We start from the raw sequence: 13,255 nt of genomic DNA, 5'->3' as shown, positions 1-13,255 counted from the left end.
ATCGATACGGAATCGACACATGGAGATTTGCCTTCGTTCGCTGTTGTCCGGGATCCTCGGTCCGTCGGTCCGCGCGACGAATTCCCAGATGACATGGTCTCGCTACCCATCGATCGGCGTCGATCCGTCGGGGAACCTCTGGGTCGCGTACTACCGGATCAATCGCGAGTGGCGGAAGTTCGAATCGAGCGATCCGGAGCCCTCGGATCTCGGCTCGGTTCGCTTGCTTGGCTGGGACGGGGCTTCCCTCGCCGTTCCGCATGGCACCCCTTCCGGGTCGGGACGGGTCCCCCGCCCCTCGATGGAGGAGGTCGGCTACTACGTTCCGTCGAATCCGATTCGCGTGTACGGCTACCGCCCGCATCTTCTGATCGACGGTCGAGGCCGGTTGTGGGTCTTCTCGAAGATGAACGGCTATTTCATGGAGAACGGATACCGAAATCAGTACTGGGGAATCTTCGGCGTGTACTACGAGGGGACTCACTGGTCGGATGTTCCGCGCGTGTTTCTCTCTCGGGGCGCGCACTTCTGGAATGCTCCTGCGGCCGCGCTTGACGGGGAGGGAACTCTCTGGCTCGCCTGGACGAAGGACCGTCGCGACGTCCAACCGATTCGGGACACGGAGAACATTCTGGGTCCCGATTCCGATGTTCGGGTCGACACGTTCCTCGTCGGGTTCGGCGGAGGACAATCCCTCTCGGTCACCGGGCATCAGTGGCCGTCCTCGTGGAATCCCGGCGAAGCGCGGACGGTGCCTCGCTTCGAGATTCAAACCTCGGAAGGAACCTACGGCGTCTATTTCGGCGAGAACCATCGACACACGTGCGACTTTTCCTATGACGGGATCTGGGACTATCCGTTCGAGGAGACGTTCTCGGCGGCGTACGAGCGCGTGGGCTACGACTGGTACGCGCCGGCGGATCACGTGGAGTGGTGGTCGCCGCTCGTCTGGAATCTCGTCGCCAAGTGGATCGATCTCCGTCACATTCCGGGCCAGTTCGTCACGTTTCCGGGATTTGAGAAAGCCGGGCGCACCGGCACGTGGGGCGGGCGCGGCGATCAGAACGCGCTCTACTTGAGTTCGGACGAATGGAGCAGTCGGGATGCCCTTGTCACGACCCCTTTCCGCTGGCTCGACTTCTATGCGAACTTCGGCAACAAGGACGTCTTGGTGATTCCGCATCACCCGGTGGAGAAGATCGGAACGGGGTTCACGATCTATGACGAGCTGATCCCCCCGGGAGGCGGCCTCCCGAACGTGCTTCGGCTGGTGGAGATCTTTCAGACGACCCGAGGTTCCTCTGAGTATCCGGGGTGTCCGCTCGAGCATCGGCCTCCAGTCGTTCAGCCGGACACCGGATGGGTCCAGTCGGCCTGGGGCAAGGGTCTTCGCCTCGGCATCGTGTCGGCGGCGGACCACAACCCCGGGAACGGCTTCACCGCGGTCCTCGCGGAGAACGGAACGCGCGAAGCGATCTTCGAGGCGCTCCGAGCGCGCCGGTGCTACGGGACTTCTTATTCGCGTAAGATCTTCCTCGATTTTCGGATCGACGACCATCTGATGGGGGAAGAACACGTGGCGGAAGAACCCCCGACGATTTCCTACCGGGTCGTCGGGACAAGGCCGTTGTTGCGAGTCCAAGTCCTCAAGAACGGCAATCCGGATTGGTATGTGTCGATGCCGGTCGGATCGATGAGCGACAGCGCGTCCTTCGTCGACATGGATCCGGTCGTCGCGGGGACGACCGCTTACTATACCTGCGCGTGGAAGAGGGGGGACAAGGCGTTGCCTGGTCGAGCCCGATCTGGGTCGATTTCGACTACGACTTGGAAATCGAAACGGGTGTCGTCGACGTCGTCGGGCGCGTCGAATCCGGTCCTGGAATCGTCGTCGGTCCTTTGCCCTTCCACCCGACCCATGGACCTCTTCGCCTCGCCGCGCGGCGTTTGGTCGGCCCTGCGTCCGCGCTTCGAATCTACTCGCTCGACGGGCGTCTCGTGAGGGAGCTTGTGATTCCCAGCGGGGCAGTCGTCGGGTGGGATGGTACGGACGAGAGGGGAAGAGAGGTTCCTTCGGGCGTCTACTTCATGAGGACTGATGGGGGAGGGCGGGACCTTTCGAGCCGGAAAGTGATTGTGATCCGCTAGCCCGGCGATCCGCGCGGTTTCTTCTTCGGTCCGGCTCCGACGCTGCGAAAGGGCGCCCGCGAGGTTCGTGCTCGAGGCGAGTCGCGGCCGCGCCGTTTCTATCGCAAGAGCGCCTGCAACAGCCAGAGGAGAACGAGCTGGACGAGCCAGCCGATCGCGCACACGAGGACCGCGCGCGCCGTGCTCTTGTAATCGAGCGCCTGGCGGACCGCGATGACCATCGTGGCGAGCATCCACACGGACGAAACGAAGAAGACGAAGTCGCGGAGAAACGGCACGATCCCGAGCACGCGGATCACGCCCGGAGCGCTCGCGAAGCCGAGGGCGCGGAGTAGCTCGCCCGGGTCGGTCTTCGTCTCGGGCCCGGGGAGGACGCGCGTGCCGATGAGGTAAATCAGGTACGCCCACACATACCACGCGGCGACCGCGACGACCGTGCCGGCGATGAGGCCGCCGATTCCACGGACCGAGATCATCCCGATCCCCGCCGCGAGGCCGGAGAGAATCACGACGATCGTCGCCGGTCCGAGGGCGGTGGTGTCCGTTTCCACTTCCTCGTAGAGTCGGGCATCGAGCTTCGCCGCGCGCACCATTCGTTCGACCAACGGGGACACGAGACTCCTCCTCTCTCCGATCCGCCCGGTTCCCGCGCGGGGCTTCCCCGCTCCGGGCAATGTAGCGCGGCGCGCCGCGCGTGTCAAAGAGATCCCATTGCGGACGCGCGCGTCTTCTCGCCCCGCGACTCCGTGCTGGACGGGGGACGCCGGCTCGGGTAGGTTGGAACGAGAATCGGTTTCCCGAGCGGATCCTCGAACGAAAACGGGAGGAGGCCTCGCGCGGAGCGCTCCTTCGGCCGCGCGGCGAGAAGAGGAATCGAGGGAATGGCATCCGACAAGAAAGGCGGCCGCGCCGTCCGGGGCTCGGCGAAGAAGAAGAAGACGCGATCGAGGAAGCCGGAAGCTTCGCATCGAAAGGAATCCCGACGAGCGGAGAGGGAACGGCTCGCCGCTCTCCGCCCGGCCGCGGCGAGGGCGAGTCTGGAGGCGGACGATCTCACCTGGCGGTGCGATCCCTCGAAGCTCGGTTTCGCCGACACCTCCGGAGTGGAGCCTCTCCACGACATCATGGGGCAAGATCGCGCGATCCGGGCGCTTCGCCTCGGCGTCGATCTCTTTTCGCCCGGCTACAACATCTACGTCAGCGGCGTCTCCGGCACCGGCAAGACGAGCACCGTGCGGAAGGTGCTCGAGACGATCCGGCCACGCTGCTCCGGGCCTCGCGACTTCTGCTATGTTTACAACTTCAAGAATCCGTACAACCCGGTTCTCCTCACGTTCGCCGAGGGGGGAGGCGGTCTTTTTGCCCGTCGAATGGGCCGTCTCGTCCAGATCCTCCAAAAGGAGCTCCCCGCGGCGCTCGAGAGCGGATCGTTCGCGGAGAGAAAGGAAGCGCTCGCCGAGTCGTACCTCAAGCGGCAGAAGGAGCTCTTTCACTCGTTCGAGGAGGAGCTGAAGAAGAACGGCTTCATCTTGAGCCAGATCCGGGTCGGGCCCGTCACGCGGCCGGAGATCCTGATCCCCGTGGGGGACAAGGCGTATCCGTACGAACAGCTCGCGCTTCTCGTCGAGTCGGGCCAGATCGAGCTCCCGGAGGGGGCGACCCTCAAGGGGTTCGCGGAGAAGGACGGCCTGTTCCGCAAGCGGATGCGCGAGGTGATGAAGGAATCGCGGCGCCTGAACGCGGAGATGATGGAGAAGCTCGAGGGGCTCGAGCGGAGCGCGGTCGACGGGCTGATCGACGACTTCATCGACGACCTCAAGCATGCGCACAAGGAGAACGCGAGGATCGCCGAGTACCTCGACGATCTCAAGGAGCACGTCCTTTCGCATCTCGACCGGTTGAAGGCGGCCGGGGGAGAGGGGGACGGGCCGCCGGATCCTTTGAAGACGGCGGAGCCGGCCGATCCGTATCTTCCCTACCGGGTGAACGTGATTCTGGACAACTCGAAGACGAGCGCGTGCCCCGTCGTCATGGAGACCAACCCGACCTACAACAACGTCTTCGGGACGATCGAGCGGACGGTGACCCGATGGGGGCAGGCGGTCACCGACTTCACGAAGATCAAGGCCGGATCGATGCTGCAGGCGGACGGCGGATATCTCGTGTTGAACGCGCTCGATTCCCTTTCGGAGCCGGGTCTGTGGAAGACGCTGAAGCGCGTTCTCACGTACCGCGAGCTCGTGATTCAGGGGATCGAGGGGCTCCTCCAGCTCTCGACCGCGAGCCTGAAGCCGGAGCCGATCGACATCGACGTGAAGGTGATCCTGATCGGTCCGCCGCATTTGTATTTCCTCCTCCATGCGTACGACGAGGATTTCGCGAAGATCTTCAAGGTTCGGGCCGATTTCGACACCGAGATCGCCCTGAACGGAGAGGCGGTCGGGCAATACGCCTCGTTCGTCGCGTTTCTCGCCGAGAACGAGAAGTTGAGACCATTCACGTGTGAAGCGGTGGCGCGCGTCATCGAGTACGGCGTGCGCCGCGCGGGGAGGCGGAACCGGATCACGAGCCGCTTCGGCGAGATCGCCGACGTGATCCGCGAGGCGGAATTCTGGGCGCGGCTTTCGGAGTCGGAGAAGGTCGGCGTCGACTCGGTGCGCAAGGCGATCGACGCGCGCAGGGACCGGATCTCGCTCCTCGAGGAGAAGGTCCGCGACCGCCTGAAGGAGAAGATCATCCTCATCGATACGGACGGCTCGCGCGTCGGACAGGTGAACGGGCTCGCCGTGTTCGCGCACGGGGAGCACCGCTTCGGCGTGCCGACGCGGATCACGGCGGCCGTCGGCGTGGGGAAGGCGGGGATCATCAACGTCGAGCGGGAGGCGAAGCTTTCCGGGAGCACGCACGACAAGGGGGTCCTCATCCTGAGCGGATACCTGCGCGAGGAGTTCGCGCGCGAGGTCCCGCTCTCCTTGAGCGCGAGCGTCTGCTTCGAGCAGTCGTACGGCGGCGTCGACGGTGACAGCGCCTCGTCGACGGAGCTCTACGCGATCCTCAGCGCGCTCTCGGAGGTTCCTCTTCGGCAAGACCTCGCGGTCACCGGATCGGTGAACCAGAAGGGGGACATCCAGGCGATCTGCGGCGTCAACGAGAAGATCGAGGGGTTCTTCCGCACGTGCGCGGAGCGCGGTCTCACCGGGAAGCAGGGGGTCCTCATTCCGGAGGCGAACGTTCCTGATCTCATGCTCGACGAAGAGGTGAGACGCGCGGTCGCCGAGAAGCGCTTCCACATCTATCCGGTGAAGCGGGTCGAGGAGGGGATCGAGATCCTCACCGGCATCGAGGCGGGTGTCCGTCGAGCGGACGGATCGTGGCAGGAGGGAACCCTCTTCGAGCGGGTGGAGAAGCGCCTCGTTGCTCTTCAGAAGAAGTCGATCGAAAAAGCGCAGGGAACAAGGGCCGCACACACCGGAAAGAAGAAGCCGCGCGGAATGTAATCCCGCGACCGAGCGTTCTACGCGTCGGTATCGATGCCGAGCGCGCGGATTGCATCGGCGGCGGCGCGAGCGTCCCACTCCCCGCGCGCGGCGAGCGTGGAGAGGACCGCCGCGGCGATGTGCTCCGCGTCGACCTCGAAGTGCCGGCGGAGCGCCTCGCGCGTATCGCTGAGCCCATAGCCGTCCGTGCCGAGCGGGACGAAGTCGCCGGGGATCCAGCGGGCGAGCATGTCGGGAACGAGCTTCATCCAGTCGCTCGCCGCGACGAAGGGACCGGTTGCCCCTTTAAGCATTCTCGTGACGTACGGCACGCGCCGTTCCTTCTCCGGATGAAGTCGGTTCCACCGTTCCGCCTGGAGTGCATCCGCGCGAAGCTCCTGCCAGCTCGTCACGCTCCACACATCGGCGCCGACCTGGAAACGCTCCTCGAGAATCCCGGCCGCGCGGAGGACCTCGCGAAGGATCGGCCCGCTTCCGAGAAGCGTCGCGCGCCGCTCGAAGCTCTCCGGGGCCCGCCGCACGCGATAGATCCCCCGGACGATCCCCTCCTCGCATCCTTCGGGCATCAGGGGCATCGAGTAGTTCTCGTTGGTGAGGGTGATGTAGTAGAAGCAGTCCTCGTTCCTCTCGAACATCGCGCGGAGTCCCTCGCGGATGATCGCCGCGAGCTCGTAGGCGAAGGCCGGGTCGTAGGCGCGCACGTTCGGCACGGTTGCGGCGAGGACGTGGCTGTGGCCGTCGTTGTGCTGGAGCCCTTCGCCGGCGAGGGTGGTCCGTCCCGCCGTCGCGCCGAGAAGGAAGCCTCGCCCGAGCGAGTCGCCGAGCGCCCAGACGAGATCGCCGACCCGTTGAAATCCGAACATCGAATAGAAGATGTAGAAAGGAATCATTGGGACGGAGTGGGTGGCGTACGAGGTCGCCGCCGCCGTGAAGCTCGCGAGAGCCCCCGCCTCGGTGATCCCCTCCTCGAGGATCTGCCCGTCGGGCGCCTCGCGGTAGCGAAGAAGAAAATCGTGATCGACCGGTTCGTAACTCTGCCCGAAGGGGGCGTAGATGCCGAGGTCCTTGAAGAGAGACTCCATACCGAACGTGCGCGCCTCGTCCGGAATGATAGGAACGATGTGCCTGCCGATCTTCTCGTCGCGGACGAGCTTCCGGAGAAGGCGGACGAAGGCCATCGTCGTTGAGACCTCCTGACCCTCCGGGGTTCCCGTGCGGAACTCGTCGTAGAGCGCGCCGCCGGGGAGGTCGAGCGTCTTCGCTTGCGCGCGGCGCTCGGGGACCGGACCGCCGAGCGCTTTCCGCCGCTCGCAGAGATAGCGGATCTCCGGACTTTCGGCGCCCGGATGGTAGTAGGGAGGCAGCTCCTCGAGATCTTCGTCCGGGATCGGAAGCTCCAGCTTGTCGCGGAAGGCGCGGAGCTGATCGGTGTTCAGCTTCTTGAGCTGGTGCGCGACGTTCTTCCCCTCGAAGCCGGATCCGAGCGCCCACCCCTTCACGGTCTTCACGAGAATCGCCGTCGGTTCTCCCTCGTGCTCGACCGCCGTCCGGTAGGCCGCGTACACCTTCCGGCAGTCGTGCCCTCCGCGCCGGAGATGCCAGATGTCGTCGTCGCTGAGCGAGGCGACGAGCGCGCGAAGCCGCTCGTCCGCGCCGAAGAAATGCTCGCGCGTGAAGGAAGGGTCCTCGACGCTGTAGCGCTGGAACCATCCGTCGACGACCGTGTCCAGGCGCTCGATCAGAACGCCGTGCGCGTCTCTGCGGAGAAGATCGTCCCACTCGCGTCCCAACACCACCTTGATCACGTTCCACCCGGACCCGCGAAAGACCGACTCGAGCTCCTGGATGATCTTTCCGTTTCCGCGCACCGGGCCGTCGAGGCGCTGGAGGTTGCAGTTCACGACGACGATCAGGTTGTCGAGCTTCTCGTTCGCGGCGATGCGGAGCGGGGCGATCGCCTCCGGCTCGTCCATCTCACCGTCTCCCGTGAAGCACCAAACGCGGCACGCGGACGTGTCCGCGAGGCCGCGGGCGTGAAGATATCGGTTGAAACGCGCTTGGTAGACCGCGTTCAAAGGGCCGAGCCCCATGCTCACCGTCGGGAACTCCCAGAAGTCGGGAAGCCGGCGCGGATGACAGTACGACGGAAGACCCTTCCCCCCGGTCTCGCGCCGGAAATGCTCGAGCTGCTCCTCGGTGATCCTTCCCTCCAGGAACGCGCGCGCGTAGATGCCGGGCGCCGCGTGCCCCTGGAAGTAGATCTGGTCGCCGGGGTCGTTTCCCCTCTTCCCGCGGAAGAAGTGGTTGAACCCGACCTCGTAGAGCGAGGCGGCCGACGCGTAGGTCGAGAGATGGCCGCCGAGGCCCGCGAACCGGGAGTTCGCGCGGCTCACCATCGCCATCGCGTTCCATCGGACGATGCGCCGGATTCTCTTCTCCATCGCCTCGTCGCCGGGGAACTCCGGCTCGAGCTCGGGAGGGATCGTGTTGAAGTACGGGGTGCGGACGAGCTCGAGGCCGAGATCCTGCATGCGCGCCCGCTTCAGGATTTTGCGGAGGAGAAAGCGCGCGCGGTTCGGCCCGTCCTTCTCGAGGACGCGGTCGAGCGACTCGATCCACTCGTTGGTCTCTTCGGGATCGATATCGTAGAGGTGATGCTTGAACGTTCGGTCGAGTTTGTCCGGCATGGGAACCCTCCGGGCCGAAGATCTCCCGCGGATTCGGCGCGCGACCTAGGGGTCGCGCAAGGCGCTTTATGATTCAACAAACGCGCGCGGCGGGTCCGTGTCGAGGACTTCCGCGACGCGCGGTTTCCCTTTCTCGATCGCAACCGAGACGGCGCCCGCGCGAAGGTCGTGGCAGAACGCGATCCGAAGCCCTCGGTCGCGGCACATCGCGAACACGCGCTCCTTCTCCTCGATCGTGGTCATCGGGTGAAGGTCGTACGCCATCACCCAAGGAAGAGGAAGATGAGCGGCTGTCGGGATCATGTCCGAGGCGAAGAGAAGCGGGCGGTCGTCCTCGAAGAGAGGGAGGAGCTGTCCCGGCGTATGCCCGTTCGAGACGAAGAAGCGAATCCCGGGGAACGGGGATGGAGGCGGGTCCCCATCGAGAACCCGAAGCTTCCCGGTGCTCTCGATTCCGCGGATGTCTCGGGCGCGATAAGAAGCGCGGTCCTTCACCGACGGGCTCGCGGCGTGCTTCCATTGGAGCGCGTGAACCCAGAGGGTCGCGTTTGGAAAGCGGGGGCGCGTTTCGTCGTTCGCTTCGGTGTCCGCGAGAACGGCGCCGCCGCAGTGGTCGAAGTGGAGGTGAGTGAGGATGACGTCGGTGACGTCCTCGGGAGCGCATCCGAACGCGGAAATCGCGCGGTCGAGCGCCCCCGGGTCATCCTCGATCCCGAAGCGTTCCGCTTCTTCCTTCTCCCATCGCGATCCGGCCGCCGCGTCGGTGAGGATGAGCCGTCCCGCCGCGCGGTCCCGCGCGACGAGCACGCGTAGCGCCATCCGCATCCGGTTCTTCTCATCGACGTCCTCAGTCTTCTCCCAGAGGATCTTCGGCACGACCCCGAACATCGCGCCTCCGTCGAGGCGGTCGTGCCCGGCCGCGACCGAAACGATCTCATAATTTCCGACACGAATCATCGATCTCTCCGCGATATCACCCGCCCGGCTTCTCCTCGGGGAGGAGCTCGTCGAGCGTTTCGAACGCCCTCCGAAGATGCGGGATGACGATCGATCCTCCGATCACGAGCGCGATGTTCATCGCCTCGAGCACCTGCCGGCGGGTCGCCCCCTCGGCGACGCTCCGGTCGATGTGATAACAGATGCAGTCATCGCACCGGAGGACCATCGATCCGACGAGCCCCATCAGCTCTTTCCAAACGACCGGGATTTCCCCCTCCCGGTAGGCCCCCGTGTCGAGGGCGAAGAACCGGTTGAGCTCTTTCATCCCCTCGGCGAGGATACGCTCGTTCATCTCGGTCCGGTAGGCCCGGAACTCCCCCATCGGCTTCTTCTTCTTCATGCGTGACGCACCTCCCCGGCAAAAGAGGTTCTCCCGGGCGTTCCCGCGCCTTCCGGCCGGCTCCGCTTCTCAATATAGAAAAACCGGGGCGCGGGGCTACACCCGGCCCGCGAGCGCGACGAACCGGTCCGCCTTTTCGACCGCGCGGTCCGTCGCGCTCTTCCAGAACTCCGGCTTCGCGAGATCGACGCCGAGGTGCTTCCTCGCCACTTCCTCGCAGGTCCCCCTTCCGGTCTCGCGGAGAAGCGCCGCGTACTTCCGCGCGAACGACGGACCCTCCAGGACCGCGCGTGCATAGATCCCGTTGCTGAAGAGGTACCCGAACACGTAGGGGAAGTTGTAGAAAGGCGTGCCCGTGATGTAGAAGTGAAGCTTCGACGCCCAGAAGAGCGGATGGTACCCGTTCGGATCGAGAGCGCCGCGGTATGCGGTCTCCTCGGCCTTTCTCATCTCGGCGTTCAGCTCCTCGACCGTGAGGCTCTTCGTCCGCCTCGCGTCGAAGAACGACGTCTCGAAAAGGAAGCGCGCCCGGAGGTTCATCATCATCGTGACCGCGTCATCCGCCTGGATGCGGAGAAGGGCGAGCCGCTCCCGGTCGGAGGAGGCCGCCTCGAGCGCGGCGTCCGAGAGGATCATCTCGGAGAACGTGCTCGCAGTCTCGGCGAGGGTCATCGGGTACTGCGTCGCCCAGAAGGGGAGATCCTTGACGATCCAACTATGGTACGCGTGTCCGAGCTCGTGTCCGAGCGTGGAGACGCTTCCGAAAGAACCGCCGAAGGTCATGAAGATGCGGGTCTCTCCCTTCAAGGGGAAATCGGTGCAGAATCCCCCCGCGCGCTTCCCCGCCCGGTCTTCCGCCTCGATCCATCGCTTCTCGAGCGCGCCGCGTGCGAAGTCGCGAAGATCCTCGCTGAAGCGGCCGAACTGCTCGAGGATGAACTCGGCCGCCTCGCCGTAGGTGAACTTCCGGTCGGAGGATCCGACCGGCGCGGCGAGGTCGTACCAGGCGAGGCGCTCGATTCCAAGGAGGCGCGCTTTTTCCTTCATGTAAGGGACGAGGCGCGCGCTCTCGTCCGCCACGGCGCTCCACATTGCCTCGAGGGTCTCCCGCTTGATCCGGTTGATCCGGAGCGGTTCCGCGAGCACCGACTCCCAGCCGCGGTTCTTGTAGAGGCTGAGCCGATAGCCCGCCTGGCTGTTCAGCGCGATCGCCGCGAGCTCGGCAACCTCGCTCCAGGCAGACTCCATCTTTTCGAACGCCCTCTTCCGAACGTCGCGGTCGGGGTTCTCGAGGCGGTTGTGAACCTGTCCCATCGAGAGGGCGAGCTTCTTTCCCTCTTCCTCGAACTCGACGCGCCGGCTCCCCGCGATCTTCTCGTACATCCGCCCCCAAGCGTGGTAGCCGTCGACGGAGAGCTCCTCGACGAGCCGCTCCTTTTCCGGCGGCATCTTGAGGCGGGCGATCTCCCGAAGTTCATTCAGAGTGAAAGCAATCGCGGAGAGATCGGGGCGCGAGAGCAACTCCTTCCATTCCTCCTCGGTCGCCGCGAGAAGACGGCTCTCCATCTCGGTGAGAAGCATCGCGCGACGCGCGTTCATCGTCTGCACGCGGCCGGCGAGCTGTCCCGCGAGCGCGTCGGAAACGTCCTGGGCCTCGAGGCACTCGACGAAGCTGTTGGCGTCCCAAATGCACGCGCCGACGTCCTGCAGGCCCAGGATCGCCCGCGCCCACTCCGGGCCGGGGCGTTTCGGGAGCTCGGAGAGAGAGGGGCCGCACGCGTCGAGCGCCGCGTCGCACGCGTCGAGATGGCTCCGGAACTCGGGCGAACGGCTGCCACCCCGGTAGAGGGAGTCGAGGTTCCAGGTCGGATCGTATGTGCGCATTCGTCTTCTTCCTTTTCGGAGAGGCGCTTCGGTTCCTCTTCGGCGCGGATGAACGGCTCGCGGGTCCGCCCGTCCCTTCCAGCCGCAGGATCGCGCGGCGCGGAGCGTCCGCGCCATCGCGGCATTATACGGCGAAGGCATCGCGCCTTCCAGATGACGATTCGCTCGCCCGCTTCCGGCCGCTCCTCGTGTAGAATGCTCGGCGCGGCCCCTCCGCTTCCGAGGGGCCTTCGCGTGCGCCCCGCGGGGGGGCGCGTTCGCCCGCACTCGAGGACGGAACGATGCGCCTGGCGGAAAGAATCGGGATTCGGCACGGGCGGGAGATTCTCTCCCTCGCGACGCCGACCGTCCTCACGATGCTCTCTCATACGCTCATGTGGACGGTGGACGCGGCGTTTCTCGGGCACGTCTCCAGCCTCGCGCTCGGCGCGGCCGGCCTCGGCGGCATGATCACCTGGACGATGTACACGGTCTTCAACGCGCTCTCGCGCGTTACGTCGACCTTCGTCGCGCAAGCGAACGGCCGCGGAGACGACCCCGCAGTCGGCGACTACACGTGGCAGGGAATCTACATCGCGCTCGCGACCGGGTTCCTTCTCATGCTCGCGGGCGGGTGGAGCCGGATCGTCCTCGGATGGACCGGAAACTCGTCCGAGATCCAGGAAGCTTCGTATGTGTACATTCGAATCCGGACCTATTCAGCGGTCGGCACGCAGCTCGTGATGTGCCTCACGGGGTTCTTCAACGGACGCAAGGATGTGAAGACCCCGATGATCAGCGGGATCGCGGCGAACCTTCTCAACGTCGTGCTCGACTACTTTCTCATTTTCGGATTCCGCGGAGTCTCGATCGGAGGGGAGCTTCGGTTCGCGGTCGAGCCGATGGGGATCGGCGGAGCGGCGATCGCGACGAGCCTCGCGGTCTTCACGAACGCCGCGATCCTGCTCGTCTGCTTCTTTTCACCGGGCCGGTTCCGAGCCCGCTACCGCGTTCATCTCCCGCGCGTCCCCTCGCTCGCCAAAATCCGGGACATGACGCGCGTCGGTTTTCCGGCCAGCATCGGCGATTTCATCGACATGCTCGGGTTCACCGTTTTCAGCGCGCTCATCGGGCGCGCGGGCGCGGCGAGCCTCGCGGCGAGCCAGATCACGATCCAAATCCTCTCGTTCTCGTTCATGCCGCTTTGGGGGCTCACGATGGCCGCGACGATTCTCGTCGGGAATCAGATCGGCGCGCGCGATCCGGACCGCGCAGAGCGCTACGGGAACGAGGTCTATCTCTTCTGTCTCTACTACACCGTCGTCTTCGCCGCCGCGGTCGCGCTCGTTGGGCGCGAGGTGTTCGGCTTCTTCACCGCCGACCCCGAGGTGCTCGCGATGGCCGGCGGGCTCGCCCTCGCCGCCGCCGTCTTCCAGATCTTCGACGGTCTCCGGATGATCGGTCTCGGCATCCTGCAGGGCGCGGGGGACACCCGCTTCCCGATGGTGTTCGCGTTCGTCGTGCTGCTTCTCTTCTTCGTTCCTGTGACCTACTACATGGTGGAGGCAAGGGGGGGCGGCGTTCTCGATGCCTGGATCGCGGGGTGCGCGAGCTATCTCCTGATGGCCGCGGGGACGTTCTATCGGTATCGCTCGGGGAGATGGCGCGCGATGCGGATCTTCTCGGACGATCGGGCGGTCGATCGCCGCGGATAGGAAGAG

At 65.2% G+C, this 13,255-nt stretch carries 8 protein-coding genes; 3 read left to right on the top strand and 5 right to left on the bottom strand.

The genetic code is table 11. The annotated features are described in order from the left end of the window. Positions 1-88: 88 nt before the first annotated feature. Positions 89-2,002 (top strand): DUF3604 domain-containing protein, encoded by a 1,914-nt coding sequence (locus FJY73_06740; GenBank protein ID MBM3320356.1) that lies wholly within the window; start codon positions 89-91, stop codon positions 2,000-2,002. A gap of 244 nt (positions 2,003-2,246) precedes the next feature. On the opposite strand, the gene FJY73_06735 is transcribed toward FJY73_06740, so the two are convergent. After that, positions 2,247-2,762, bottom strand: coding sequence for a YIP1 family protein (locus tag FJY73_06735; protein ID MBM3320355.1), 516 nt, complete (start codon positions 2,760-2,762; stop codon positions 2,247-2,249). A gap of 267 nt (positions 2,763-3,029) precedes the next feature. Here FJY73_06735 and FJY73_06730 point away from each other — a divergent pair, with 267 nt between their 5' ends. After that, positions 3,030-5,645 carry an AAA family ATPase gene (locus FJY73_06730; protein ID MBM3320354.1) on the top strand — a complete coding sequence of 872 codons (2,616 nt, stop codon included), beginning with the start codon at positions 3,030-3,032 and terminating at the stop codon, positions 5,643-5,645. Positions 5,646-5,662: 17 nt separating this feature from the next. Here the strand turns inward: FJY73_06730 and aceE are convergent, their stop codons facing one another. The 4 genes from aceE to FJY73_06710 form a co-directional block, all read right to left on the bottom strand. Continuing rightward, complete coding sequence (gene aceE / locus FJY73_06725; protein MBM3320353.1) at positions 5,663-8,332, bottom strand: pyruvate dehydrogenase (acetyl-transferring), homodimeric type; 2,670 nt, start codon at positions 8,330-8,332, stop codon at positions 5,663-5,665. Between the two features lie 66 nt (positions 8,333-8,398). Further along, positions 8,399-9,289, bottom strand: coding sequence for an MBL fold metallo-hydrolase (locus FJY73_06720; GenBank protein ID MBM3320352.1), 891 nt, complete (start codon positions 9,287-9,289; stop codon positions 8,399-8,401). Between the two features lie 16 nt (positions 9,290-9,305). Then, positions 9,306-9,653 carry a carboxymuconolactone decarboxylase family protein gene (locus FJY73_06715; GenBank protein ID MBM3320351.1) on the bottom strand — a complete coding sequence of 116 codons (348 nt, stop codon included), beginning with the start codon at positions 9,651-9,653 and terminating at the stop codon, positions 9,306-9,308. Between the two features lie 114 nt (positions 9,654-9,767). Beyond that, complete coding sequence (locus FJY73_06710) at positions 9,768-11,555, bottom strand: M3 family oligoendopeptidase (protein ID MBM3320350.1); 1,788 nt, start codon at positions 11,553-11,555, stop codon at positions 9,768-9,770. A 281-nt stretch (positions 11,556-11,836) separates the two neighbouring features. Between FJY73_06710 and FJY73_06705 the strand changes: the two genes are divergently transcribed. Continuing rightward, on the top strand, positions 11,837-13,249 hold the full coding sequence (locus tag FJY73_06705; GenBank protein MBM3320349.1) for an MATE family efflux transporter: 1,413 nt from the start codon (positions 11,837-11,839) through the stop codon (positions 13,247-13,249). Positions 13,250-13,255: the final 6 nt, after the last annotated feature.

It is taken from the genome of Candidatus Eisenbacteria bacterium (assembly GCA_016867715.1).
Taxonomy (GTDB): Bacteria; Orphanbacterota; Orphanbacteria; order Orphanbacterales; family Orphanbacteraceae; genus VGIW01.
The sequence above is the reverse complement of the archived record's forward strand: the minus strand, read 5'-3'. Positions and strand labels throughout refer to the sequence as shown.

Excerpts from the sequence above, each read along its gene's own strand:
- FJY73_06740 (MBM3320356.1), top strand. The coding sequence starts at position 89 with ATGACATGGTCTCGCTACCCATCGATCGGCGTCGATCCGTCGGGGAAC.
- FJY73_06730 (MBM3320354.1), top strand. The coding sequence starts at position 3,030 with ATGGCATCCGACAAGAAAGGCGGCCGCGCCGTCCGGGGCTCGGCGAAG.
- aceE (MBM3320353.1), bottom strand. The coding sequence starts at position 8,332 with ATGCCGGACAAACTCGACCGAACGTTCAAGCATCACCTCTACGATATC.
- FJY73_06720 (MBM3320352.1), bottom strand. The coding sequence starts at position 9,289 with ATGATTCGTGTCGGAAATTATGAGATCGTTTCGGTCGCGGCCGGGCAC.
- FJY73_06715 (MBM3320351.1), bottom strand. The coding sequence starts at position 9,653 with ATGGGGGAGTTCCGGGCCTACCGGACCGAGATGAACGAGCGTATCCTC.
- FJY73_06710 (MBM3320350.1), bottom strand. The coding sequence starts at position 11,555 with ATGCGCACATACGATCCGACCTGGAACCTCGACTCCCTCTACCGGGGT.
- FJY73_06705 (MBM3320349.1), top strand. The coding sequence starts at position 11,837 with ATGCGCCTGGCGGAAAGAATCGGGATTCGGCACGGGCGGGAGATTCTC.